Origin of the sequence: Micromonospora fiedleri (genome assembly GCF_016774385.1) — a bacterium.
GTDB lineage: Bacteria > Actinomycetota > Actinomycetes > Mycobacteriales > Micromonosporaceae > Micromonospora > Micromonospora gifhornensis.
This window is the reverse complement of sequence record NZ_JAETXL010000010.1, coordinates 14,146-38,051: the sequence shown is the minus strand read 5'-3', so window position 1 is coordinate 38,051 and position 23,906 is coordinate 14,146. Positions and strand designations below refer to the sequence as shown.

At 73.1% G+C, this 23,906-nt stretch carries 27 protein-coding genes; 17 read left to right on the top strand and 10 right to left on the bottom strand.

Going from position 1 to position 23,906, the window contains the following annotated elements:
* Positions 1 to 7: 7 nt before the first annotated feature.
* From JMF97_RS25065 to JMF97_RS25050, 4 genes are read left to right on the top strand one after another with little or no spacing between them, the layout of a single operon-like run.
* On the top strand, positions 8 to 1,435 hold the full coding sequence (locus JMF97_RS25065; protein ID WP_203223750.1) for a PfkB family carbohydrate kinase: 1,428 nt from the start codon (positions 8 to 10) through the stop codon (positions 1,433 to 1,435).
* Positions 1,432 to 2,127: an SDR family oxidoreductase gene (locus JMF97_RS25060; protein WP_203223749.1), complete on the top strand. Its 696-nt coding sequence runs from the start codon at positions 1,432 to 1,434 to the stop codon at positions 2,125 to 2,127. The genes JMF97_RS25065 and JMF97_RS25060 overlap by 4 nt, the downstream gene beginning before the upstream one ends.
* Entirely contained in the window at positions 2,124 to 3,077 is a 954-nt protein-coding gene (locus JMF97_RS25055) for a glycosyltransferase family 9 protein (RefSeq protein ID WP_203223748.1), read from the top strand. Before JMF97_RS25060 ends, JMF97_RS25055 begins: the two co-directional genes overlap by 4 nt.
* Positions 3,061 to 4,044 (top strand): DNA topoisomerase IB, encoded by a 984-nt coding sequence (locus JMF97_RS25050; protein WP_203223899.1) that lies wholly within the window; start codon positions 3,061 to 3,063, stop codon positions 4,042 to 4,044. The genes JMF97_RS25055 and JMF97_RS25050 overlap by 17 nt, the downstream gene beginning before the upstream one ends.
* A 7-nt stretch (positions 4,045 to 4,051) precedes the next feature.
* On the opposite strand, the gene JMF97_RS25045 is transcribed toward JMF97_RS25050, so the two are convergent.
* A complete protein-coding gene (locus JMF97_RS25045; RefSeq protein WP_203223747.1) occupies positions 4,052 to 4,807 on the bottom strand; it encodes a TetR/AcrR family transcriptional regulator in 756 nt (251 codons plus the stop codon).
* An 84-nt stretch (positions 4,808 to 4,891) separates the two neighbouring features.
* Between JMF97_RS25045 and JMF97_RS25040 the strand changes: the two genes are divergently transcribed.
* Both JMF97_RS25040 and JMF97_RS25035 read left to right on the top strand, forming a co-directional pair.
* Positions 4,892 to 5,857, top strand: coding sequence for an ATP-binding cassette domain-containing protein (locus JMF97_RS25040; RefSeq protein ID WP_203223746.1), 966 nt, complete (start codon positions 4,892 to 4,894; stop codon positions 5,855 to 5,857).
* The gene (locus JMF97_RS25035) at positions 5,850 to 6,614 is read left to right on the top strand and encodes an ABC transporter permease (protein ID WP_203223745.1); all 765 of its coding nucleotides are present in this window, start codon (positions 5,850 to 5,852) and stop codon (positions 6,612 to 6,614) included. The genes JMF97_RS25040 and JMF97_RS25035 overlap by 8 nt, the downstream gene beginning before the upstream one ends.
* 86 nt (positions 6,615 to 6,700) lie before the next feature.
* On the opposite strand, the gene JMF97_RS25030 is transcribed toward JMF97_RS25035, so the two are convergent.
* The 3 genes from JMF97_RS25030 to JMF97_RS25020 form a co-directional block, all read right to left on the bottom strand.
* Positions 6,701 to 7,204, bottom strand: coding sequence for a hypothetical protein (locus JMF97_RS25030; protein ID WP_203223744.1), 504 nt, complete (start codon positions 7,202 to 7,204; stop codon positions 6,701 to 6,703).
* A gap of 69 nt (positions 7,205 to 7,273) precedes the next feature.
* The gene (locus JMF97_RS25025) at positions 7,274 to 8,905 is read right to left on the bottom strand and encodes a RecQ family ATP-dependent DNA helicase (protein ID WP_043720261.1); all 1,632 of its coding nucleotides are present in this window, start codon (positions 8,903 to 8,905) and stop codon (positions 7,274 to 7,276) included.
* 57 nt (positions 8,906 to 8,962) lie between these two features.
* A complete protein-coding gene (locus tag JMF97_RS25020) occupies positions 8,963 to 9,913 on the bottom strand; it encodes a TIGR03557 family F420-dependent LLM class oxidoreductase (RefSeq protein ID WP_013732658.1) in 951 nt (316 codons plus the stop codon).
* 310 nt (positions 9,914 to 10,223) lie between these two features.
* Between JMF97_RS25020 and JMF97_RS25015 the strand changes: the two genes are divergently transcribed.
* Positions 10,224 to 11,735, top strand: coding sequence for a glycoside hydrolase family 3 protein (locus JMF97_RS25015; RefSeq protein ID WP_126712581.1), 1,512 nt, complete (start codon positions 10,224 to 10,226; stop codon positions 11,733 to 11,735).
* On the opposite strand, the gene JMF97_RS25010 is transcribed toward JMF97_RS25015, so the two are convergent.
* On the bottom strand, positions 11,719 to 12,000 hold the full coding sequence (locus JMF97_RS25010) for a GNAT family N-acetyltransferase (RefSeq protein ID WP_232510765.1): 282 nt from the start codon (positions 11,998 to 12,000) through the stop codon (positions 11,719 to 11,721). The two genes, JMF97_RS25015 and JMF97_RS25010, sit on opposite strands and share 17 nt — an antisense overlap.
* Before the next feature lie 76 nt (positions 12,001 to 12,076).
* Here JMF97_RS25010 and JMF97_RS25005 point away from each other — a divergent pair, with 76 nt between their 5' ends.
* From JMF97_RS25005 to JMF97_RS24975, 7 genes are all read left to right on the top strand, one after another.
* Positions 12,077 to 12,436 carry a hypothetical protein gene (locus JMF97_RS25005; RefSeq protein WP_203223898.1) on the top strand — a complete coding sequence of 120 codons (360 nt, stop codon included), beginning with the start codon at positions 12,077 to 12,079 and terminating at the stop codon, positions 12,434 to 12,436.
* Positions 12,437 to 12,496: 60 nt separating this feature from the next.
* Positions 12,497 to 13,318, top strand: a complete 822-nt coding sequence (locus tag JMF97_RS25000) for a DUF1206 domain-containing protein (RefSeq protein WP_203223743.1) — start codon at positions 12,497 to 12,499, stop codon at positions 13,316 to 13,318.
* Between the two features lie 107 nt (positions 13,319 to 13,425).
* Positions 13,426 to 14,616 (top strand): mechanosensitive ion channel family protein, encoded by a 1,191-nt coding sequence (locus JMF97_RS24995; RefSeq protein WP_013732664.1) that lies wholly within the window; start codon positions 13,426 to 13,428, stop codon positions 14,614 to 14,616.
* A gap of 204 nt (positions 14,617 to 14,820) precedes the next feature.
* Positions 14,821 to 15,291, top strand: a complete 471-nt coding sequence (locus JMF97_RS24990) for a phage holin family protein (protein WP_013732665.1) — start codon at positions 14,821 to 14,823, stop codon at positions 15,289 to 15,291.
* Positions 15,288 to 15,608: a DUF3618 domain-containing protein gene (locus JMF97_RS24985; protein ID WP_013732666.1), complete on the top strand. Its 321-nt coding sequence runs from the start codon at positions 15,288 to 15,290 to the stop codon at positions 15,606 to 15,608. The genes JMF97_RS24990 and JMF97_RS24985 overlap by 4 nt, the downstream gene beginning before the upstream one ends.
* Positions 15,605 to 15,877: a DUF4235 domain-containing protein gene (locus JMF97_RS24980; protein ID WP_013732667.1), complete on the top strand. Its 273-nt coding sequence runs from the start codon at positions 15,605 to 15,607 to the stop codon at positions 15,875 to 15,877. Before JMF97_RS24985 ends, JMF97_RS24980 begins: the two co-directional genes overlap by 4 nt.
* Positions 15,878 to 16,140: 263 nt before the next feature.
* Positions 16,141 to 16,344: a cold-shock protein gene (locus tag JMF97_RS24975; protein WP_013732668.1), complete on the top strand. Its 204-nt coding sequence runs from the start codon at positions 16,141 to 16,143 to the stop codon at positions 16,342 to 16,344.
* A gap of 99 nt (positions 16,345 to 16,443) precedes the next feature.
* Here the strand turns inward: JMF97_RS24975 and JMF97_RS24970 are convergent, their stop codons facing one another.
* Entirely contained in the window at positions 16,444 to 16,719 is a 276-nt protein-coding gene (locus JMF97_RS24970) for a hypothetical protein (protein ID WP_013732669.1), read from the bottom strand.
* The gene (locus JMF97_RS24965) at positions 16,713 to 17,696 is read right to left on the bottom strand and encodes an aldo/keto reductase (RefSeq protein WP_013732670.1); all 984 of its coding nucleotides are present in this window, start codon (positions 17,694 to 17,696) and stop codon (positions 16,713 to 16,715) included. Before JMF97_RS24965 ends, JMF97_RS24970 begins: the two co-directional genes overlap by 7 nt.
* Before the next feature lie 91 nt (positions 17,697 to 17,787).
* On the opposite strand from JMF97_RS24965, the gene JMF97_RS24960 reads away from it, so the two are divergent.
* Positions 17,788 to 18,582 carry a trans-aconitate 2-methyltransferase gene (locus tag JMF97_RS24960; protein ID WP_203223742.1) on the top strand — a complete coding sequence of 265 codons (795 nt, stop codon included), beginning with the start codon at positions 17,788 to 17,790 and terminating at the stop codon, positions 18,580 to 18,582.
* Complete coding sequence (locus JMF97_RS24955) at positions 18,579 to 19,604, top strand: adenosine deaminase (protein WP_203223741.1); 1,026 nt, start codon at positions 18,579 to 18,581, stop codon at positions 19,602 to 19,604. The genes JMF97_RS24960 and JMF97_RS24955 overlap by 4 nt, the downstream gene beginning before the upstream one ends.
* A 262-nt stretch (positions 19,605 to 19,866) precedes the next feature.
* Here the strand turns inward: JMF97_RS24955 and JMF97_RS24950 are convergent, their stop codons facing one another.
* The gene (locus tag JMF97_RS24950; RefSeq protein WP_203223740.1) at positions 19,867 to 21,279 is read right to left on the bottom strand and encodes a HAMP domain-containing sensor histidine kinase; all 1,413 of its coding nucleotides are present in this window, start codon (positions 21,277 to 21,279) and stop codon (positions 19,867 to 19,869) included.
* 29 nt (positions 21,280 to 21,308) lie between these two features.
* Positions 21,309 to 21,998 (bottom strand): response regulator transcription factor, encoded by a 690-nt coding sequence (locus JMF97_RS24945; RefSeq protein ID WP_043720268.1) that lies wholly within the window; start codon positions 21,996 to 21,998, stop codon positions 21,309 to 21,311.
* A 74-nt stretch (positions 21,999 to 22,072) separates the two neighbouring features.
* Between JMF97_RS24945 and JMF97_RS24940 the strand changes: the two genes are divergently transcribed.
* Positions 22,073 to 22,993 (top strand): ADP-ribosylglycohydrolase family protein, encoded by a 921-nt coding sequence (locus tag JMF97_RS24940; protein WP_203223739.1) that lies wholly within the window; start codon positions 22,073 to 22,075, stop codon positions 22,991 to 22,993.
* A gap of 10 nt (positions 22,994 to 23,003) precedes the next feature.
* On the opposite strand, the gene JMF97_RS24935 is transcribed toward JMF97_RS24940, so the two are convergent.
* Complete coding sequence (locus JMF97_RS24935) at positions 23,004 to 23,867, bottom strand: DUF1775 domain-containing protein (RefSeq protein WP_203223738.1); 864 nt, start codon at positions 23,865 to 23,867, stop codon at positions 23,004 to 23,006.
* Positions 23,868 to 23,906 lie beyond the last annotated feature (39 nt).

Below are 23,906 nucleotides of genomic sequence, written 5' to 3'. Positions count from 1 at the left end.
GGCAAGCGTGACAGGACCCGTGGTGGTGCTCGGCGACACCCTGCTCGACCGCGACGTCGAGGGTGTGGTCAACCGGCTCTGTCCGGATTCACCGGTGCCGGTGCTCGACGAGATGGCGCACGTCGACCGGCCGGGCGGCGCCGGTCTGGCGGCCGTCTTCGCGGCGGCCCAGGGCGCCGAGGTGGTCCTGGTCACCGCACTGGCCGACGACGCCGGTGCGGCCCGCCTGGGTGTGCTGCTGGCCGCCGCCGGGGTGCAGGTGTATCCGTTGCGGCTGGCCGGGGCCACCCCGGAGAAGATCCGGCTGCGCGCCGGCGGGCGGGTGCTGCTGCGCCACGACCGAGGTGGTGGTGTCAGCGAGCCGGGGGAGCCCGCGGAGGCGGTGCTGAGGGTGATCGACCGGGCGTCGGTGGTGCTGGTCAGCGACTACGGCCGGGGGGTGGCCCGCCAGCCGGCGCTGCGGGCGGCTCTGGCGGCGACCCGGGCCCCGGTGGTCTGGGACCCGCACCCCCGCGGGCCTGCGGCGGTTCCCGGGGTACGACTGGCGACGCCGAACGAGGCGGAGGTGCGGGAACTGGTGGAGGCGTCGCCGGGGGCGACCCGGTTGGCCACCGCCGCCGAGGGTGCCGAGCGGCTGCGGCAGCGGTGGCGGGCGGGCGCGGTCGCCGTGACGCTGGGTGCCGACGGCGCCCTGCTCAGCCAGGCCGGCTCGACCCCGTTGATGGTGCCCGCTCCGGTCTCCGCCGAGGGGGACACCTGCGGTGCGGGAGATCGTTTCGCGGCCACCGCCAGCCTCGCCCTGGCCGGTGGGGCGCTCGCCTCCGAGGCGGTGACCGAGGCGGTGACCGAGGCGTCGGCGTACGTGGCGGACGGGGGAGTGGCCACGGCGCTGCCGCAGCCGGTGCGGCGGGCCCCGCAGCCGGTGCACACCGCCGCCGCCGGTGACCGGGTCGGGGTGGCGGCGGCCGCCGCGGTGGTGGCCCGGGTCCGGGCCGCCGGTGGCACGGTGGTCGCCACCGGCGGCTGTTTCGACCTGCTGCACGCCGGTCACCTGGCCACCCTGCAGGCCGCCCGGCAGCTCGGTGACTGCCTGGTGGTGTGCCTCAACTCCGACACCAGCGTCAGCGGGTTGAAGGGGCCGGACAGGCCGGTCATCGGGCAGGCCGACCGTGGTCGACTGCTGGCCGCGTTGAGCTGTGTCGACGCCGTGGTGATCTTCGAGGAGTCCACCCCGGCGGCGGCGCTGTCCTGGCTGCGACCGGACATCTGGGTCAAGGGTGGCGACTACGCCACCGGTGGCGCCGACGGTGAGGCGTTGCCCGAGGCGGAGATCCTGCGCCGCTGGGGCGGTCACAGCGTGGTGGTGCCCTATCTGGACGGTCGCTCGACCACCGGACTGATCGCCGCCACCCGGGCCACCGGAGCGCTGGCATGAGCGCCCCGGACACCGGCCGGACGGTGCTGGTCACCGGCGGATCCAGCGGTCTGGGGGCGGCGGTGGTCGCGGCGGTGGCCCGCTCCGGCGGCCGGCCCCTGGTGCTCGACCGGCAGCCGCCGGCCGACGGCGTGCCGTGGATCGAGTGCGACCTCGCCGACACCCGGGGTGCGGAGGAGGCCACCCGTCGGCTCGTCGAGCGCACGGGTGGGCTGGACGCGGTGGTCACGGCGGCGGGCATCGACGTGCCGGGCCGGCTGGCGGACGTGCCCGGCGAGACGTGGGACCGGATCGTCGCGGTGGACCTGCTGGCCACCGCCGCGGTGATCCGGGCGGCGCTGCCGTTCCTGGAGGCGTCGAGGGGGCACATCGTCACGGTGGCCTCCACCCTCGGGCTGAAGGCGGTCAGTGACGCGACGGCGTACTGCGCGGCGAAGTTCGGCGTGGTCGGGTTCACCCGGGCGCTCGCCGCCGAGCTGGCCGGGTCGGTGGGGGTGACCCTGCTGGTGCCGGGCGGGATGCGTACCGCCTTCTTCGACGACCGGGACGCGCAGTACCGCCCCGGGCCGGACGCGATCCTCAACGAGCCGGCGGACACCGCCGCCGCGATCATGTTCGCGCTCTCCCAGCCCGTCGGTTGCGCGGTCCGTGAGCTGGTCGTCTGCGCCGAGCAGGAGACCTCCTACCCGTGATCGTGGCGCTGCGTGCCCTGGGTGTCGGTGACCTCGCCACGGCGGTCCCGGCGTTGCGGGCGTTGCGGGCGGCGTACCCCGATGGTGAGTTGGTGCTCGCCGCGCCGGCCTGGCTCGCCCCGCTGGTGGAGCTGGTCGGTGGGGTCGACCGGGTGCTGCCGACCGCCGGGCTGGACCGGCTGGCGCGGCCCGGGGCGGCGGTCGAGGTCGCGGTCAACCTGCACGGGCGGGGGCCGGACTCGCACCGGCTGCTGGCCGCCGTCGGCCCCGGCCGGTTGCTCGCCTTCGCCAACGCCGAGGCCGGGCATCTCGACGGGCCGACGTGGGACGACGACGAGCACGAGGTGGCGCGCTGGTGCCGGCTGCTGGCCGCGTACGGCATCGCGGCCGACCCGACGGACCTGGACCTGCGTCGGCCGGCGACGACGAGCCTGCCCACCGGGGTGACGCTGCTGCATCCGGGGTCGAAGGTGCCGGCCAAGTGCTGGCCACCCGGGCGGTACGCGGCGCTGGCCCGGACGTTGACCGAGCGGGGGCACCGGGTCGTGTTGACCGGCAGCGCGCAGGAGCGGGACACCGTCGCGCGGGTCGCCGCCGAGGCGGGCCTGCCGCCGGAGGCGGTCTTCGCCGGGCGCACCGACGTCGCCGGGTTGGCGGCGCTGGTCGCGGGCGCCCGCCTGGTGGTCAGCGGGGACACCGGGGTGGCCCACCTGGCCACCGGCTACCGCACCCCCTCGGTGGTGCTGTTCGGCCCGGTCCCGCCGAGCCGGTGGGGACCGCCGCCGGAGCGGCGGCGACACCTGGTGCTCTGGGCGGGCGGCGGGGCATGGCCGGACTGGGACGGGGTAGGTAGTCACCCCACGATGGCCGCGCTCGGTCTCGACCAGGTGCTGGCGGCCGTCGACGAGGTGGAACGGACGGTGCGTGCGGACCGTGCGGTTGCGGCGTAGCGATCCGGGTCGGCCGGGGTACGGACGCCGCCGGCGCGGCCAGGGCTGGTCGTACCTCGGGCCGGGCGGGGAACCGGTACGCGACCCCGACGAGCTGGCCCGGTTGCGGGCGCTGGTCATCCCGCCGGCCTGGCGCGACGTGTGGATCTCGCCGTACCCCAACGGGCACATCCAGGCCATCGGCATCGACGCCGCCGGTCGTAAGCAGTACCTCTACCACCCGGTCTGGCGACAGCGTCAGGACCAGGCGAAGTTCGACCACGTGCTGGAGGTGGCCCGCCGGCTGCCGGTGCTGCGGGAACGGGTCGGTCACGACCTGGCCGGGCGAGGGCTGCGCCGGGAGCGGGTGCTGGCGACCGTGACCCGGCTGCTGGACATGGGCACCTTCCGGGTCGGCAGCGACCAGTACGCCGCCGGGGACGACCCGACCTTCGGGGTGGCCACCCTGCGCGCCGAGCACACCCGGCTGCGGCAGGGCTGCGTGGTCTTCGAGTTCCCCGCCAAGGGCGGCGTCGAGCAGGTGCGGCTGGTCTCCGACCCCGAGCTGTGTCAGGTGCTGGCCAACCTGCGTCGGCGGCGGCGCGCGGCGCAGCGGCTCTTCGGCTACTGGGACGGCCGGGACTGGCGCGACGTGCGTGCCGACGAGGTCAACGACTACCTGCGCGAGGCCAGCGGCGGGGAGATGACCGCGAAGGACTTCCGGACCTGGCACGCGACGGTACGGGCGGCCACCCAACTGGCCGCGCTGGGCACCCTGCGGTCGGCCACGGCCCGTCGCCGGGCGGTGGCGGGGGTGATGCGGGAGGTCGCGGAGCTGCTGGGCAACACCCCGACGGTGGCGCGTACGTCCTACGTGGACCCTCGGGTGGTCGACCTGTTCCACGACGGTGTGCTGGCGCCGGTGGACGTGGACGCCCCTCGCGAGCAGGCCGAGCGGGCGGTGTTGACGCTGCTGGAGGGGGCCTGAGGGCAGGTCAGCGCCGGGGTGGGCCCGAGGCGCGGCTGCGGATCAGCATCTCGACACCGTCGAGCATCCGTTCGAGGCCGAAGCGCCACTCCTCGTCGGGGTGCTCCTCGTCGTCGAACGGCTCGGCCAGCAGCTCGTGGATGGCCGGGTACGGGCCGGGCGCGGTGAGCACGGCGAGGTTGCGCCAGTAGCGCAGGCCGACCTCGTCGGGGGTCTGCCCGGACCGGGCGGCGGCCTCGGCGAGATCCAGACTGATCATGGCCCAGCTGCGGGCGTACCCGCTGACCAGCATGATGGTGGAGATCCGCTCGGTGGCCCGTAGCCCGGTGCCCCGCAGGGCGAGCAGCCCGTACTCGAACCAGCGGACCTGGTTGGGGTTGATCGGTGGACCGCTGATCGCCACGTGGCGCATCCAGGGCTGTCGGCGCAACGCGACGAGGTTGCCCTCACCCCAGCGGGCCAGGGCAGCTCGCCAGCCCTCGTCGGGGGCGCGGGGTGGTGGCGGCGGGCCGAACGCGGTGTCGACCATGAGATCGAGCAGGTCGTGCTTGGTCGGCACGTACCGGTACAGCGACATGGTCGATACGCCCAGCTCGCCGGCGACCCGGCTCATCGAGACCGCCGGTAGCCCCTCGGCCTGGGCGACCTGGATGCCGGTGGCGACCACCTGCTCCAGGCTGAGACTGCGTTTCGGGCCGCGACTCGACCGGTCGCGCAGCCCCCAGGCGAGCGCGATGTTCTCGGGCAGTTCGACGTCGTCCACTCCACCTCCCTTGACCGTCATCCTAGCTTCTGCGTATGGTCTACGCAGAAACGCGTATGGAATACGCAGTTGAGGAGAGTGATCATGGCGCACGGACCGCCGGCAGTGGAACTGCACGACCTGCGCAAGACCTACGGCAACCTGGTGGTGCTGGATCGGCTGACCATGCGGGTGGCCGCCGGCGGCGTGCACGCGCTGCTGGGACCCAACGGGGCGGGCAAGACCACCACGGTGCGGATTCTGGCCACCCTGACCCGGCCGGATTCGGGGACCGCCCGGGTCGCCGGGCACGACGTGCTGCGCCAACGGCGGCAGGTGCGGCGGGCGATCAGCCTCGCCGGCCAGCACGCGGCCCTCGACGACGGGCAGACCGGCGTGGAGAACCTGACCATGCTGGCCCGGCTGGCGGGTCTGTCGCCGTCGGCCGCCCGGCAGCGGGCCGCCGCCCTGCTGGAACGCTTCGACCTGGTCGAGGCCGCCGGCCGGCGGGTACGGACCTACTCCGGTGGCATGCGACGCCGGCTCGACCTCGCCGCCAGCCTCGTCGGCACGCCGTCGGTGGTCTTCCTGGACGAGCCGACCACCGGGTTGGATCCCCGCAGCCGGCAGGGCCTGTGGGAGGTGATCGGCGACCTGGCCCGCTCCGGCGTCACCGTGCTGCTGACCACGCAGTATCTGGAGGAGGCGGACCGCCTCGCCGACCGGATCACCGTGCTGCACCAGGGTCGGCTCGCCGCCGAGGGCACCGCCACCGAGCTCAAGCAGCGCTTCGGCGCCCAGCGGCTGGAGTTGGTCTGGCGGGACGCGGTCGCCTTCGACCGGGCGGCGCAGCGACTCGGCGACCGGGTCACCCACCGCGACCCGGCCCGGCGGGAACTGTCGGTCACCACCGACGGCAGCGCGCCGGACGTCCGACGCCTGCTCGACGACCTCGACCCGGACCAGCACGGGGTGGTCCGGTTCACCGTCCGGGAGGCGACCCTGGACGACGTCTTCCTCACCCTCACCGGCCGACCGACCGGTGCGCCGCAGGAGGTGGCGAATGTCTGAGCTGGCGGTACGGGGTACGCAGACCGCGGTGATGATCAGCCGCTGCGTCCGGCTGTCCCGGCGCAACGTCGACGCGCTGCTCACCTCGCTGGTGCTGCCGGTGCTGCTGATGCTGCTCTTCGTCTACCTCTTCGGCGGGGCGATCGAGACCGGCTCGGCGTACGTGACCTACGTCGTGTCCGGCGTACTGCTGCTCTGCGCGGGCTTCGGCGCGGCGGGCACCGCGGTGAGCGTGACCACCGACCTGACCGAGGGGATGATCGAGCGGCTGCGCACGATGGACGTCGGCGCCACCTCGATCCTCGCCGGTCACGTGGTGGCGAGCGTGGCCCGCAACCTGGTCGCCACGGCGCTGGTGCTGGCGGTGGCCGTCGCCATCGGGTTCCGTCCGGCCGTCGCGCCACTGCGCTGGCTGGCCGCGGCCGGGCTGCTGGTGTTGTTCGTGCTGGCGGTGTCCTGGGTGTCCGCGGCGTTCGGCCTGCTGGCCCGTACCCCCGAGGCGGCCAGCGGCTACACCTTCCTGGTGATGTTCCTGCCCTATCCGAGCAGCGCGTTCGTACCGGTGGAGACGATGCCCCGGTGGCTGCGCGGCTTCGCGGAGCACCAACCGGTCACGCCGGTCATCGAGTCCCTGCGCGGGCTGCTGCTGGACACGCCGGTCGGATCGGCGCCGGCCCACGCGCTGGCCTGGTTCCTCGGCATCCTGGCCCTCGGGGTGGTGCTCTCCGCGGTGCTGTTCCGCCGCCGGGTCGCCTGACCCGCCGTCGCGGTCGGCGAAGTGGGCGGCACGTGGTCCGACACAGCCGTACGGCGGCGCTGACACAGCGCCGCCGTACGGTCGAATCAGTCGTCGAGAACCTGCGCCAGCCGGTCGCGGAAGCGTCGCTCCGACGGGCTGACCTGGCTGCCGCCCAGGCCGAGGACCCCGCCGCTGCTGGCCGCGCCGACGACCCGCTCGGCGATCTCCACCAGCCAGTGCCGGTACGCCCCGGCCTCACCGGAGTCGACCTTGGCCGCCAACAGCGCCATCGCCTCCTTCGCCCGGACCAGCACGTCCTCGGCGTAGGCGCGCGGGTCGGCCGGGGCGATGGCGGGCAACTCCTCGCCGGCCTCCGGGTCGCCGACCCGGGTCACCAGCTCACCGGCGACCGCCGCCACCAGCGGGCTGGCCGACTCCCGGCCGGCGGAGATGCTCTCCAGCCCGGCGGCGCTCTCGGCCATTGTCGCCTTGGTGCCGTCGGACTCGGCGGCGCTCGCCGCGGTGAGCACCGACTGCGGCAGACCGACGAGCAGCCCCCATTCCTCGTCGGTGAAACCGAAACCGGTGTACGCCGGCTCTTCGATCATGTGCCCTCCCGCTCGTCGTCGGTCTCCTCGCCGCACCCGGGCAAGGGTGCGGCCGATGGCTGGCCCAGGTTAGTCCAGCGACAGCAGCCCCTGTTCGGACACCACGCTGACCGACAACGTCTTGTACCCGACCTCGTCGAACAGCACAGTCATCCGGCCTTCCTCGTAACTGAGCACCAGGCCCGCACCCCACTCCGGATGCCGGACCTGGCTGTGCACCGGGAACGGCCCCACCGCGCCGTCGTCGGCGACGCTGGTGCCGGCGTGACAGTTGTCGCAGTGCCCGCAGATCGCGCTCATCTGCTCACCGAAGTACGCCAGCAGGGTCTGGCCACGGCAGGCGTTGGTCTCGGCGAAGGCGCGCATCATGTCGGTGCGCGACCGGGTGAGGTTCTGCTGCCGCTCGGCCTCGGCCAGGGCCGCCTCGGCGGCCTGGACCGGGGTGGGGGAGTAGCGGGGCGCGCCGACCCGCTGCCCGGCGCGCGGTTGCGCGGCGCCCACCTGCTCCAGCAACGCCAGGTACTGGCCGAGCTTGCGCGGCCCCAGGCCGGTGGTCTCGCGCAGTTCCTTACGGGTGGTCGGGCCACTGCGCAGCAGCGCCGCCAGGTCGCGTAGCTCGGTGACGTCCGGCAGGCCGCCGCTGAAGTACCGCTGCAACCCGACGTCCTCGGCCTGCCAGAGCAGCAGGACCCGGGCGGGCTGGCCGTCGCGTCCGGCGCGACCGATCTCCTGGAAGTAGCTGTCCGGCGAGTCGGGCAGCGCCATGTGCACCACCCAGGCGATGTTGGGCTTGTCGATGCCCATGCCGAACGCCGAGGTGGCCACCATGATCGGCACCTGGTCGGCGAGGAACGCCTCGTGCAGCCGGGCACGCGCACCGCCGGCCATTCCGCCGTGGTAGTACTGCGCCGGGAAGCCGGCGGCGGTGAGCCGCTCGGCCAGCTCCTCGGCGGCCCGACGGGTCGGCACGTAGATGATGCCCGGCCGCTCGTCCTGCTCCAACAGCGCGATCAACCGACGCCACCGGTAGTCCTCGGTCGGACAGTGCGCCACCTCGAAGAAGAGGTTCGGCCGGTCCAACCCGGACACCACGATCTCCGGGTTGCGCAGCCGTAGCCGGGCGACGATGTCCTCGCGTACCGGCGGGGAGGCGGTGGCGGTCAGCGCCACCACCGGGGGTCGACCGATGCCCTCGATGAGCTGGCCGAGGGCCAGGTAGTCCGGGCGGAAGTCGTGCCCCCAGGCGGAAATGCAGTGCGCCTCGTCGATGGCGACAAGCGCCGGTTTCAGGTCGCGGACCTCGGCCAGCCGCTGCGGGTTGGCCAGCTGCTCCGGGGTGATGAAGAGGAACTCGGCCCGCCCGTCGCGGATCTCGGCGATCGCCTCGGCCTGCTGGCTGGGCGCCTCGTCCGAGCTGATCCGCACCGCGCGCAGCTCCGGTCGCTGCCGTTCGTTGAGCGCGGCGATCTGGTCCTGTTGCAGGGCGAGCAGCGGCGAGATCACCACGGTGGGGCCGGGGATCAGGCTGGCCGGAATCTGGTAGATCGCCGACTTGCCGGCGCCGGTGGGCAGGACCACCAGGGCGTCGCGGCGCTTCATCACGGCCCGCATGGCGGCGAGCTGGTTGGGCCGCAGGGTGCTCCAACCGAACAGGCTGCGAGCCGCGCGGCGCAACGACATCGAGTGCGTGGTCAGTTTCATCGAGGGCCGCAGGTACCCGGGCGCTGCCGCGCCGAAACCGGATACCGGAGTCGCCGGTCAGGTCAGTCGGGGCAGCACCTCCCGCTGGTACAGGTCGAGCAGCTCCTGCCAGTGCGGTCCGGTGTTGGCGACGTAGACCTCGTCGAAACCGGCCTTCGCGTACGCGTCGATCCGCGCCAGGTGTGCGTCGGTGTCGTTGCCGCAGACGATCGCCTCGCGCATCGCCTGCGGGTCGACCAGTTGGGCGGCCTGCTCGAAGTGCCGGGGCGAGGGCAGCACCTGCAACAGTTCGCCCGGGATCGCCTCGGTCGGCCACCGCTCGTACGCCAGCCGTACGCCCTCCTGCTCCGTCGGCGCGTACGCGGCCTTGAAGCCGGCCTGGCACGGCTTGTCGCCGCCGCCGTTGTCGCGGAACCGGCGCACCAGATCGGCGTCGGGCACGGTGTTGATGAAGCCGTCGCCGATGCGGGCCGCGAGGTCGACCGCCTTGGGGCCGAACGCGGAGACGTAGACCGGCGGAGGGGTCTCGGGCCGCGTGTAGAGGCGGGCGTGTTCGACCTGGTAGTGGCGCCCGTGGTGGTTGACGAACGTGCCGTCCCAGAGTTTGCGCATCACCTCGACCGCCTCCTCCAGCATCTCAAGTCGAATGCCGGCCTGCGGCCACCGGTCGCCGAGGATGTGCTCGTTGAGCGCTTCGCCGGAGCCGACCCCGAGGACGAAGCGTCCCTCGTGCAGCACCGCGCTGGTGGCCGCCGCCTGGGCCAGCACGGCGGGGTGGATGCGCGTGGTCGGGCAGGTCACCGCCGTGGTGACGGGCAGCCGGGTGACCTGGCTCAGCGCGCCGATCATGGACCACGCGAAGGGTGCCTGGCCCTGCGCGTCGATCCACGGGTGGTAGTGGTCGGAGATCCAGAGGGCGGCGAATCCGGCCCGTTCCGCGGCCCGTGCCTGGGCCAGCAGCTCCGCAGGCGCATACTCCTCAGTGGACAGAAAGTAGCCGATCTTCATGGGCTGCCCCTCGCTGTGTCGGTGTCTGCGGCAGGCGGTACCCCACGGTGTTCCGGTCACACCCGACGGGGGTCAGCGCCGGAACATCGCCCGGATCGCGAGGAGCAGCAGCAGGCCGCCGACCACCAGGCCGAGCAGGCGTACGCCGGGGATGTCGGCCGCGTTCGTCGCGTCGGCGAGCAGCAGTTCCATCCCCGCACTCTCGCGGGGCAGCGCTCCCAAGGCAACTGTAAGGTTTATTGACTATTCGTTGGCGCGGTGTGACCATGTCTGCACCGTCGGGTGGCGGTACGAGCGGAGGAGAGCGGGCATGAGCGCGTCCAACGGAAACCTGGCGGCGTTGGCGACGGCCGTTCTCCAGCCGGGTTTCGTCGGCACCGTCCCACCCGACTGGGTCCGCCGCTGGCTCGGCGACGGGCTCGGGTCGGTGGTCCTGTTCAGCCGCAACGTCGTCGACCCGGAGCAGGTCAGCGCGCTGACCGCCGCGCTGCGGGCGGAACGGCCGGACGTGATCGTCGCGATCGACGAGGAGGCCGGCGACGTCACCCGGATCGAGTCGGTGCGGGGCAGTTCCCGGCCGGGCAACCTCGCCCTCGGCATCGTGGACGACCCGGCGCTCACCGAGGAGGTCGCCCGCGACCTCGGGGCCGAACTCGCCGCCGCCGGAGTGACCCTGAACTACGCGCCGGACGCCGACGTCAACTCCAACCCGGACAATCCGGTGATCGGGGTCCGTTCCTTCGGCGCCGACGCCGCGCTGGTGGCCCGGCACACCACCGCCTGGGTACGCGGCCTTCAGTCCAGTGGTGTCGCCGCCTGCGCCAAGCACTTCCCCGGCCACGGCGACACCCACGTCGACTCGCACCACGACCTGCCCCGCATCACCGCCGACCGGGCCCGGCTGGACGCCGTCGAGCTGGCCCCCTTCCGGGCCGCTGTCGCCGCCGGCGTGCAGGCGGTGATGACCGGCCATCTGCTGGTGCCCGCGTTGGACCCGCACCTGCCGGCCACCTTGAGCAGCCGGATCCTCGGTGGCCTGCTGCGGGAGGAGTTGGGCTTCAGCGGGGTGGTGGTGACCGACGGGATCGAGATGCAGGCCGTGGCGGGCCGGTACGGCCTCGCCGGCGCCGTCGTACGGGCCCTCGCCGCCGGTGCGGACGCGATCTGCGTGGGCGGTGAGCACGCCGACGAGCAGACCGTCCGTCACCTGCGGGACGCCATCGTGGCCGCGGTCGTCACCGGGGACCTGCCGGAGGAGCGGCTGGCCGAAGCGGCCAAGCGGGTCGGTCAGCTCGCCGCCTGGACGGTGGCCGCCCGGGCGGCCGGGCCACTCGGCGATCCGGCTGACGGCACCGGTTCGGCGGTCGGTCTGCACGCGGCCCGTCGCGCCGTCCGGATCACCCGGACCGGCGGGGAGGCCGCGCTGCCGCTGGGCCGCGCCGCGCACGTGGTGGAGTTCGCGCCACCGCACAACATCGCCATCGGCGCGGACACCCCGTGGGGCGTGGCCGCACCGCTGGCCGAACTGCTGCCGGGCACCACCGTCGCCCGCTACACCGAGGCGGCGACGCCGGCCGACCCGGGCGCCGACGCCGCCGGCCGTCCCCTGGTCCTGGTGGTGCGGGACCTGCACCGGCACACCTGGATGCGCGCCGCCGTCGACCGGGCGCTGATCGCCCGCCCCGACGCGGTGGTGGTGGAGCTGGGAGTCCCCGCGCTGGTCACCGGGCCGGTGCACATCGCCACCCACGGCGCCACCCGGGCCGCGGGACGGGCCGCGGCCGAGGTGCTCAGCGGGGTCACGGTCACGTCAGGCTGGTGACCAGGTCGGCGTACTCGGGGTGGCGTTTGATGAACGCGGCCATGAAGGGGCACTGCGGCACGATCCGCTGACCCTGGGCGCGGACCTGCTCCAGCGTGCCGCGCATCAGCGCCGAGCCCACACCCATGCCCTGGAACGCCGGGTCCACCTCGGTGTGGGTGAAGACCAGCGCCTCCCCGCGGGGCAGGTACGCGGTGAACCCGGCCAGCGCGTCGTCGACCAGGATCTCGTAGCGGTGTTTGGCGGCGTTCTCCTCGACCAGCATGCTCACGCCGCCCATTGTCCACCGGCCGGCGCGACGCCGACGGCGTTCGCCGGCGTCTCGTACGCTGGGCGGTGTGATGAACCGACCCCCCGCCGGTAAGACTCCCCGCACCCGCAAACTCGCCGGTCTGCTCGCCGGCCTCGCCCTGGGCACGGCACTGCTGGCCGGTTGCAGCTCGGAAGGCGCCAGCACCAACTGCGGCCTGGACGCCTGCACGGTGACCTTCGACCGTGGCGTCGAGGCCAATGCCAACATCTTCGGCGTCGAGGCCAAGCTGGTCGGTGTGCAGAACGACCAGGTCACCCTCGACATCGCCGGTGAGCAGTTGACGTTGACCGTCGGCCAGCAGGCCGCCGAGGTCGGTGGCCTCGGGGTCACCCTGGACAGCGTCACCGATTCGCAGGTCGCGGTCCGGATCGCCCGCAACCCGGGCTGAGCGGTCACGGCGGGCGGCGGCCCACGTTTGGAAATCTTCGTGTTCGGTGATTGAGAGCCCATGTCTCTCACCCGGAACGCCGAAGCCACCGCCGCCCGTACGGCCGACAGCCGGTGGCTGGAACTCCTCGCCCGGGCCGGTTTCATCGGCTACGGGATCGTGCATCTGCTGTTCGGCTGGCTGGTCCTGCAGCTCGCGTTCGGCAAGTCTGCCGACGACGGCGACCAGTCCGGCGCGCTGCGTACCCTCGCGGCGCAACCCATGGGCAAGTTCCTTGTCATCGCGATCGCCGTCGGCATGCTCGCCATGGCGATCTGGCAGGCCCTCGAGGCGGCCGTCGGGCACCACGCCGCGCAGGGCAACGACCGGACCAAGGAGCGGGTCGTCTCCGCCGCCCGGACGGTCATCTACCTCTGGTTGGCCTGGACGGCCTGGAAGGTCTTCGCCAATGCCAACTCCGACAGCGCCTCCCAGCAGGAGGAGCTCACCGCGCGGATGATGGAGTCCAGCGGTGGCCGCTGGCTGGTCGGCCTCGCCGGTCTGGTGCTCGCCGGCGTCGGTGTCGGCATGGTCATCTACGGGGCCAAGAAGAAGTTCATGAAGCGGCTGAAGACCGGCGAGATGAACGCCCGGACCACCCAGCTCGCCCGCCGTCTCGGCATGGCCGGCTACATCTCCCGGGGCAGCGCCTTCGCGGTCACCGGTCTGCTGGTCGTGCTGGCCGCGGTCAACTACGACCCGGAGAAGGCCCGTGGCCTGGACGCCGCGCTGCGGACGCTGCGTGACCAGCCGTTCGGCACCATCCTGCTGATCCTTATCGGCCTGGGCATCGCCGCCTTCGGCGTCTACTGCTTCCTCCAGTCCCGCTACCGCAAGGTCTGAACCCTCCGGCCGGCCACCGCGTCCCCAGCGGTGGCCGGTGACGGCGATCCGAGGCAACATGGCCCCTTTGTGCGGATCTTGTCGTCGGACCGGAGGGAGAGGAACACGTGCACAGCTACCTGGTTACGGTCGTCGCCGCGCTCGTCGCGGCGGCGGCCGCTGTCGTGGTCGTCGAGGTGGTGCATCGGCTGATCGGACGGTGGGGACGGCGGTCGGTGCTGCTGACCGAGTTGGCCGAGCACGCGCACCGCGCCGCACAGGTGACCGCGACGGTGCTGTCCGTGCAGTTCGCCGTCCGTTTCAGCACCGGCTACGCCGTCGACGCCACCTGGCGGCGGGTGCTGCTGCATCTGCTGGTGCTCGCGGTCATCGCCGCCGGCGCCTGGCTGGTCGCCGCCCTGCTGGTGGTGGTCGAGGACACCGCGCTGGCCCGGTTCCGCGTCGACGTGCCCGACAACCGGCACGCCCGCCGGGTACGCACCCAGGTCGTCATGCTCCGCCGGGTCACCATCGTGGTGATCGTGATCCTCACCCTCGGCGTGATGCTGATGACCTTTCCCGCGGTCCGCGGCATCGGTGCCGGTGTGCTGACCAGCGCCGGGGTGGTCGGTATCGTCGCCGCGCTGGCCGCACAGAGCCTGCTCGGCAACCTCTTCGCCGGGCTGCAACTGGCCTTCAGCGACGCGGTCCGCCTCGACGACGTGGTGGTGGTCGAGGGGGAGTGGGGCCGCATCGAGGAGTTGACCCTCAGCTACGTGGTGGTGCAGATCTGGGACGACCGGCGGCTGATCCTGCCCACCTCCTACTTCACCAGCACCCCGTTCCAGAACTGGACCCGGACCGAGGCCGCCGTGCTGGGCACGGCCGAGTTCGAGGTCGACTGGTCGGTGCCGGTGCAGGCCATGCGGGAGGAGTTGCGTCGCCTGGTGGAGGGCACCGACCTGTGGGACGGCCGGGTCTGCGTACTCCAGGTGACGGACGCGACCGGCGGCATGATCAAGATTCGCGCGTTGGTGAGCGCCGCCAGCGCCGGCGCGTTGTGGGACCTGCGCTGCCTGGTCCGCGAACACCTGGTGGCCTGGGTACGCGACCAGCGGCCCACCGCGATGCCCCGGCTGCGGGCCGAGGTCGGCGACGGCGCCGGCACCCTGCCCTGGCAGTGGGTGCGGCCCGCACGGGCCCCACGCCGTCGCTCCGACGTGCCGGACGACGCGCGCCTCTTCGGTGGCAGCGACGACGGCGAGGCCCGCAGCGAGGCGTTCGTCGGCCCCGACGAACCCGCCGAGGCGCGCCACTGACGCGGCGCCGGCCGCTCTGGCGCGGGACGTCTCTGCATTCGGATTTCACATCCGGCTCGGTGGCGTCCGTTTGCCGGCGCGTTTTCTGGGGACCTGCTGCGGGACGCTTCTGTCCCATCTCGGTGCTGCGCCGGGTGACGAGTCGAGGATTGACCGGCGGCGAGTTCGGGCATACAGCGCGGTGATGAACGAGAGGGGGACAGCATGGCCGACGTGGCGAACATCCGGACATCCCACAACGGGAGGACATCCCACAACGGGAAGACCGCCCATCTCGGGAGCGAACCGTCCACCGCCGAGCTGGTCCAGCGGGCGGCCGAGCAGGTCTCCCGGCTGGTGCGCGACGAACTCACGCTAGCCCGCGCCGAGCTGACGGAGAAGGGCAAGCGCGCCGGTATCGGTGCCGGTCTGCTCGCCGGCGGCGGCGCGTTCGCGTTCTTCGGTCTCGGTGCGCTGGTGACCACCGCGATCCTGCTGCTGGCCCTGGTGCTGCCGGCGTGGGCCGCCGCGCTGATCGTGGCGGTGGCCATGTTCCTGATCGCCGGCGTGCTGGCGCTGATCGGACGCCGTCAGGTCAGCCGGGCGGTGCCGCCGGTGCCGCAGGCGACCGTGCGCAGCCTGCGCGCCGACGTCGACGTGGTCAGCGCCGCGGTGAAGGACAGGGGACGGGCATGACGCGCAACGGCACCGGCGACACCGAGGCGCTGCGGGCGGAGATCCAGCGGACCCGGGTCGAGTTGGGCGAGACGATGGAGGCGCTGGCCGCGAAGGCCGACGTCAAGAAGCGGCTGAAGTCCTCTGCGGACCAGGCCCGGGAGCGGGTGCGTGACCAGGCCGCGATGACCGTCGCCCGGGTCCGTGCACAGACCGGCCTGCGCCGGGAGATGTCCGCAGACGGGGCTCGCGGCGGTCCGGCACCCTTCGTGGCGCTGGCCGCCGGCGCGGTCGTCGCCGCGGTGATTCTGGCCATCATCCAGGGGAGGCGTCGATGAGCAAGGGCATCGGCAAGGCCGCCTATCGGCCGGTCGGGGTGCTGATGGGCATCGCCGCCGGTGCCATCGCCGGCAGCATCTTCCGTCAGGTGTGGAAGATGACCGCCGGCGACGGCGAGGCGCCCAACGCGACCGATGAGGACCGTCGCTGGGGTGAGATCCTCGCGGCGGCGGCCCTGCAGGGAGCAATTTTCGCGGTGGTACGGGCCGCCGTGGACCGCGGCGGAGCGGTGGGCGTACGCCGCCTGACCGGCAGTTGGCCGGACTAGAACGGCCGCGCGCAGGGCACTTTCGACTCATGCACAGCCACCGCCGAGCGGTCCCGACGTATCCGTCAGGTCACATGTCGGAGAATTTCGTCCGGTAGGCTGTGCAGAGTTTTTGCGTACGTGGTTTGCTGTTCCACGCTGTTGAGAGATGGCGTGGTTGAGAGAAGCTCTCCTTCACCGGGGGCCGCCTCAGGCACCGCTGCTCGAAAACGGCCAACCGGCCGCACGGCGTGCTGGGCCGCCAGTTTTAGAAGGAGATACACATGGCGCAGGGAACCGTGAAGTGGTTCAACGCTGACAAGGGCTTCGGCTTCATCACCGTCGACGGCGGGGGTGCAGACGTGTTCGTCCACTTCTCGGCCATCCAGTCCAGCGGCTACCGCACGCTGGAGGAGAACCAGCGGGTGGAGTTCGAGATCGCCCAGGGCCAGAAGGGTCCGCAGGCCGAGCAGGTCCGCCCCCTCTGAGAACACCGGTCGGCGGCTGCCGGCCAGTGGCGAGGCCGCCCCACACATCGGTGTGAAGCCCCGCGTTCCGACAGGACGCGGGGCTTTTTCCTGCCCACCTCAGGCAGGCGGTCCCGACCCTCGGCGGTTGCGGGCGCGCGCGCCCAGCCAGAGCAGGACCAGGCCAGCCAGCATCAGCACCGGGCCGATGACGGCCCAGATCCGCTGGCCGGCCATCACGCTGCCCTCGACATAGCCCAGCCCCTGCACCGTGCAGGCCGCGCCGAGGACCACGCCCAGCAGGCCGAGGGTGAGCCGGAACCATCCGCTCATCGCGATCTCCTGGTCGTCGGGCCGGCGGGGCGCGACGCTGTCGGCCGGTGTGTCACTCACCATCGGTGATGCACCTGCGGCCGGATCAGCTCGTCGTAGACCGAGGCCACCTCGGCCAGCTCCGATGTCGACAGTGGCGGTTGATCGGCTGCGGCGACGTTGGCGCGGGCCTGTGCCGCGTCCCGGGCACCGGGGATCACCACGGTGACGCCCGGCTGGTCGAGCACCCAGCGCAGCGCGAACTGGGCCATCGTCCGGTCGTCGCCGACCAGCGGGGCGAGGCGGCGTACGGCGGCCAGGCCGGTGGTGAAGTCGACGCCGGAGAACGTCTCGCCGACGTCGAACGCCTCCCCGTGCCGGTTGTACGAGCGGTGGTCGTCGGCGGCGAAGGTGGTGTGCTCGTCGTAGCGGCCGGAGAGCAGACCGCTGGCCAGCGGCACCCGGGCGATGATGCCGACACCGGCGTTCGCGGCGGCCGGCAGCACCCGCTCCAGCGGCTTGTGGCGCAGCGCGTTGAGGATGATCTGGACGCTGGCCACCCCGGGGCGGGCGATCGCGGTCAGCGCCTCGTCGCAGGTCTCCACGCTGACGCCGTACGCGGCGATGCGCTTCTCCTCGACCAGGGTGTCCAGGGCGTCGAAGACCGCGTCGTCGGCGAAGACCACCGTCGGCGGGCAGTGCAACTGCACCAGGTCCAGAGTGTCCACGCCGAGGTTGGCCCGGGACCGGTCGGTCCAGGCGCGGAAGTTGTCCAGGGTGTACGCCTCGGGGGTCTGCGGCACGCGGCGGCCCATCTTGGTCGCCACGGTCAGCGCGGTGTCCGGGCGGGCGGCCCGGAAGCGGCCGATGAGCTGCTCGCTGCGCCCGTCGCCGTACACGTCGGCGGTGTCCAGGAAGGTGACGCCGGCCTCGACCGCGGCATCGAGCACCGCCATCGCGTCGTCCTCGCTGACCGTGCCCCAGTCGGCACCGAGCTGCCAGGCGCCGAGGCCGACCACGCCGGCCTGCCGACCCAGTCGGGGGAAGGTGCGTTGCTCCATGAGGCTGAGCCTAGTTGCTCACTTGCTGTGAGCCGGAGCGGGCCGTACTCTAACAAGACGTACGTACGGTTTGTATCTCTGGAGGCGTGAGATGTGGGACCCGGCGACCTACCTGCGTTACCGCGACGAACGTTCCCGGCCCTTCGAGGACCTGCTCGCCCGGGTGCCGGCCGAACAGCCGAGGACGGTGGTCGATCTCGGCTGCGGCCCGGGCACCCTGACCGCCACCCTCGCCGCCCGCTGGCCGGACAGCCGGATCGTCGGCCTGGACTCCTCGCCGGAGATGATCGCCCGGGCCGCCACGCTCGACGTACCGGTCACCTTCGAGGTGGCCGACCTGCGTGACTGGCATCCCGACCCGCACACCGACGTGCTGGTCAGCAACGCCGCCCTGCAATGGGTGCCGGACCACCGTGAGCTGCTCACCGGGTGGGCCGCGCAGCTGCCCGCCGGTGCCTGGATGGCGATCCAGGTGCCCGGCAACTTCGCGGCCCCGTCGCACCGCGCGCTGCGTGAGGTCGCCGGGCTCGCGGCCTGGCGCGCCGAACTGGCCCCGTTCCAGCGGGAGGCGCCGGTCGCCGAGCCGGCCGACTACGCCGAGTCGCTGGTCGCCGCCGGCTGCGCCGTGGACGCCTGGGAGACTACCTACGTGCACCTGCTGGAGGCCCGGCCCGATGCGGATCATCCGGTGCTGACCTGGATGGAGGGCACCGCGCTGCGTCCGGTCCGGGCCACGCTCGACGCCGCCGGCTGGTCGGCCTTCCGGGCCGCCCTGGGCGTACGCCTCGCCGAGGCGTACCCGGTGCGGCAGGGGCAGGTGTACTTCCCGTTCCGCCGGATCTTCGTCGTCGCCCGTGTCGGCGCCAGCGCCCAGGAGAATCTGTGACCGATCTGCGTACCTTCATCGCCGGACTGCCCAAGGTGGAGCTGCACGTGCACCACGTCGGCTCCGCCTTACCCCGGATCGTGGCCGAGTTGGCCGCGCGGCACGAGGGGCGCAGCCCGGTCCCGGCGGATCCGCAGCAGCTGGCCGACTACTTCGTGTTCCGCGACTTCGCGCACTTCATCGAGCTCTACCTCAGCGTCGTGGACCTGATCCGCGACCAGGAGGACGTCTGGATCCTCACCCACGAGGTGGCCCGGGAACTGGCGCGCCAGCAGGTCCGCTACGCCGAGCTGACCGTGACGCCGTTCTCGCACGTACGCCGCGGCATCCCCGCCCCGGCGTTCTGCGAGGCCATTGAGGACGCCCGCCGGCGGGCCGCCGCCGACTTCGGCATCGAGCTGCGCTGGTGCTTCGACATCCCGGGCGAGGCGGGACTGGAGGCCGCCGAGGAGACGCTGCGGATCAGCCTGGACGAGCGCCCGGACGGGCTGATCAGCTTCGGCCTGGGCGGGCCCGAGATCGGGGTGCCGCGCCCGCAGTTCAAGCCCTACTTCGACCAGGCTCGGGCGGCGGGACTGCGCTCGGTGCCGCACGCCGGGGAGACCACCGGCCCGCAGACCGTCTGGGACGCGCTGCGCGACCTGGGCGCCGAACGCATCGGTCACGGCATCTCCGCCGCGCAGGATCCCGAGCTGCTGAAGTACCTCGCCGAGCGGCAGATCCCGATGGAGGTGTGCCCGACCTCCAACGTGCGCACCCGGGCGGTGCCGGCCATCGAGGAGCACCCGCTTCCCCTCCTCGTCGAGGCCGGGCTGCTGGTGACCATCAACTCCGACGACCCGCCGATGTTCGGCACCACCCTCGACGACGAGTACGCGGTGGCCGCCCGGCTGCTCGACGCCGGCCCGGAGCAGGTGGCGCAGCTGGCCCGCAACGCGGTGGCCGCGTCGTTCCTCGACGAGACCGGCAAGCGCCGGATCCTCGACGAGATCGACGCCTACCTGGCGACCGCGCTGGCCTGAGCACCGGCGCAGAAGCGCAACGACCCGAGCGAGTGGCGCGCGGCGGGAGGAGGTGTGGGGGGACCATGTCTCCCGCCGCGCGCACGGCTCCACCGGCCGGTGCGCTGGGAGCGAAAGGCCGGTGGAACTGCTGGGTTCGAAGGAATCCTGCCAGTGGACGGCGAGCGCACGGCCCGGGTTAATCCCGATCTAAGGAAGACTTGTTCCGGGGCACAACCCGTTCATCTCGGCGACGCCTGACGGTCACCGTACGCGTCGAGGTTCACTGGCCCGTCGGACGCTGCCGGGGCCACCGCCGCCCGCTGCTCTTCTGCTCCCGGGCCATCCGCCCGACCAGGCCGAAACGACTGACCTGACGCGGTGTCGCCTCCGGGTCGGCGAGCAGCATCACCACGCTGGCCCCGCCGAGCCGGGCCCGGTCGATGCTCACCGAACCGTTGGCCTGCAACGCCACCCGCTTGGCGATGTCCAGCCCCAGCCCGGTGGAGCCCTGGTCGCTGGCACCCCGGCGCAGCGCCCGGTCGGCGTCGGGGATGCCCGGTCCGGCGTCGTCGATCCGGATCGCCACGTACCCGTCGCGTCGGGAGACCGCCACCTCGAACGCGGTGCCCTGCGGGGTGTAGCGGAACACGTTGCCGATCACCGCGTCCAGCGCGGCGGCCAGCTCCGCCCGGGGCACCGGCGCGGGAATCCGCAACTGGGCGCCGATCACCCGGTGCGGACGGTTCTGGTCGCCCGCCAGGGCCGCCCAGAAGACCATCCGGTCCCGGACCACCTCACTGACGTCGCACATGGCCGGCCCCGCCTCGGTGGCCACCGCCTTGCGAGTGGTCTTGATCAGCGTGTCGATCTCACCCTCCAGGGTGACGATCGCCTGCCGGATGCGCCGGATCCCCCGCCGGTGGTCCAACTCCGCCTGGCTGAACGAGCCCACGCTGGTGTCGTCGGGCTCCAACGCCTCCGCGTCGAGCCGTAGCACGGTCAGTGGGGTACGCAGCCGATGCGACAGGTCCGCCACGAGTTCCCGCTCGTCGGTGCGGGCCGCGACGAGACGTTCGGCCATCCGGTTGAAGGCGTGGCTCGCCTCGGCCAACTCGCGTGGGCCGCTGGGCTCGACGCGTACGCCCAGGTCGCCGTCGCCGACCGCGAGCGCCGCCTTGACCAGATCCCGGGTGGCGTCCACGGTCCGCGCGGCGACCCGGTCCACCACCAGCACCGCCGCGCCCACCAGGGCGACGGCCACACCGGCGAGCAGCAGCCACCGGTTGCCGGCGTCCCCGCCGAGGGCGGAGTCCGGCACGAAGACCTCCACCACGGCGGTCCGATCGGCCAGCACCACCGGATCCAACCGCAGCACGCCACCGTCGACGTCGAGCACCACGGAACGTCGCTCGGCCTGCGCCTGCGCCAGCTGGTCGGCGTCGGCCCGTCCGGTCGCGGCGACGTCGACTTCGGAGTCGGCGTCGGCCAGGCCGTGCACCACGGGGCGGGTCGCCGCGTCGTCGCCACTGGCCTCAATCGCGCGGGCCACCACGTCGGGGTCGGTGCTCACCGCGAGCGCCCCGGTCACCAGCGCGCTGCGCCGGGCGGCGTCGGCGATCGCCTCCTCCCGGGCCTGGCTGCCGAGGGTCAGCCCGAGCGGCACCAGGAAGACCAGCGCCAGCAGTACGCCCATGCCGGCCGTCGCCAGGGCCAGGGCACGCCTCAGTCCGGCGCCACCAGCCGGAAGCCCACCCCCCGCACGGTGCGCAGGTAGCGTGGCTTCGCCGCGGACTCGCCCATTTTGCGGCGTAGCCAGTACAGGTGAACGTCGATGGTCTGGTCCTCGCCGACCGATGGCTGCCGCCATACCTCCTCCAAGAGCTCCCGCCGGGACACTACCCGGCCGGGACGCGCGGCGAGGTATGCCAGCAGGTCGAATTCCTTTCGGGTCAGCGCCAGCGACTCCCCGTCGAGCTGTGCGCTGCGTTCGCCGAGGTCGACCCGCAGGCCGCCGACGCTGAGCACGACCGGCTGCTCCGCCCGACTGGCCCGGCCCACCCGCCGCAGCACGCTGGTGATCCGGGCGTCCAGGTGTGCGCCGGTGAACGGCTTGACCATGTAGTCGTCGGCCCCGGCCCGCAGCAGTTTGACCACGGACTGCTCGTCGTCGCGGGCGGTGGCGATGATGATCGGCACGTCGGTGATGCCGCGCAGCATCCGCAGCGCGTCCGAGCCGTCCAGATCCGGCAACCCCAGATCGAGGACGACGAGGTCAGGCGCCTCCGCAGCGACCCGCCGCAGCGCGTCCAGGGCGGTGCCCACGGCGTGTACCGCGTGACCCCGGTCGGTGAGCGAACGCAGCATCGCGCCGCGTACGACATGATCGTCTTCGACCAGGAGGACGGTGGCCACCCCAGCACGGTACTCGGCGCGGCGGATGGTTCGTCGTTGCGGCCCACCCCGGAACCCGCCAAGCTGGTACGACGATGACGTTCACTCTCTACCCGGACACCCGACTGACGCTGGCCCGGGACAGCCTCGCGGGTCTGTCGGTCGGTGATGCCCTCGGATCCCAGTTCTTCGTACCGGGCCGCCAGCCGGCCGACCTGGCTGCCGGGCTGCTTCCGCCAGCACCGTGGCAGTGGACCGACGACACCGAGATGGCCTGCTCGGTGCTGGCCGCCCTGGCGCAGACGGGCAGCATCGACCGGGACGCCCTGGCGGTCGCGTTCGCCGAGCGCTGCGAACCGTACCGGGGTTACGGCCCCGGTGCCGTGCGCATCCTGCGGCTGATCCGTACCGGCACCCCCTGGCCGGTCGCCGCGGCCGCCGCCTTCGACGGGCAGGGCTCCTGCGGCAACGGCGCGGCGATGCGGGTCGCGCCGCTGGGCGCGTACTTCGCCGACTCGACCAGCCGGGCCGCCGCGCAGGCGCAGGCGTCGGCCGAGGTGACCCACGCCCACCCGGAGGGGATCGCCGGTGCCGTCGCGGTGGCGGTGGCCGCGTCGCTGGCCGCGCGGGCCCGCCTGGACGGCGACCGACCCGACCCGGCCCGGTTGCTCGCCGGGGTGGCCGCCGCGCTGGATCCGGCGACCGAGGTGCACCGGGGCGTACGCCGGGCAGTCGACCTGCTCGGTCGACCGCTGGCCGAGGTCGTGGCGGCGCTCGGCAACGGCAGCCGGGTCACCGCCCAGGACACCGTCGCCTTCACCCTGTGGGTCGCCGCCAGCTACCTGGAGGACTATCCGGCGGCCGTACGGGCCTGTGTCGAGGCGGGCGGGGACGTGGACACCACCGCCGCCATCGTCGGCGGGACGGTGGCCGGGTACACCGGAGTGGGCACCTCGGGCGGGGTGCCCACTGGCTGGCTGACGGCCCGTGAACCGCTGCCGGAGTGGACCGGCTGACCTGTGCCGCTCAGCGGGTAGCGCCGGCCCGGGCCACCCGGTCGTCGCGGCGCTGCGTCGGCTCCGCGTCGGCCACCGCCGTCGGGCCGTTCTCGGCGGCGGGCTCTTCGTCGAGGACCGACCGGTCGATCTCCTCGGTGTCGGCGCGGCGGCGTCGGCTGATCAGCCAACCGACCACCGCGCCACCGCCGAGGCCGGCGACCAGGCCGGCGGCGAGCAGGCTGTTGGCGTTCGGTCCCTCGTCGGGCGTGGCGGTGGCCGGCGCGGGGGCGCCCGGCACCGCACCGCCGGGGGCCGCGCCGTGACCACCGTGGGCGGCACCCGGGTACGCCGGGTCGCCCGGGGTGAGGATCAGCGCGGGCAGCGGGCGCTGGCCGGGACGGTCGCCCCAGTGCACCTGGAGGCCGTCGGCGTAGGTCTGGGTCAGCTCGAACCGCACCTGGTCGGTCTGCGGCAGCGGCGCCATCGAGAACACCAGCCGGGCCGGGCCCGTGCCCGCCTCGCCGGTGCCCCGGGTCCAGGTCAGCGCGGCGGTCACCACGTCGGTCGCCGGGCCGTGCATGCCCGCGACCGGGACGTCCAGCTTGCGGGTGGTGATCGCGGGCGCCCAGCCCTGCACCGAGAGCGGATACACCTCGGCCACCGGAGTCTCCGCCGGCATCCGGATCTCGATCCGCTCGGTCCGGACCCCGGGCCGCTCGTCGGGCACCAGGAACTCGAGCTTGACCGAGTTGCCCTGCTGGGCCTCGGTCGGAGTGAACGTCACGCCGTCGGCCCACGCCGTGGTCGCGGGCCAGAGCAGCACCCCGGCCGTGGCCAGGGCGGCCACCAGCCCACCCCGGCGTCGACGGCTCCCGCCGCGCGTCATCGCCATCCTGGGTTCCCCATCCGTGTCGACGTGGCCGGAACCGGC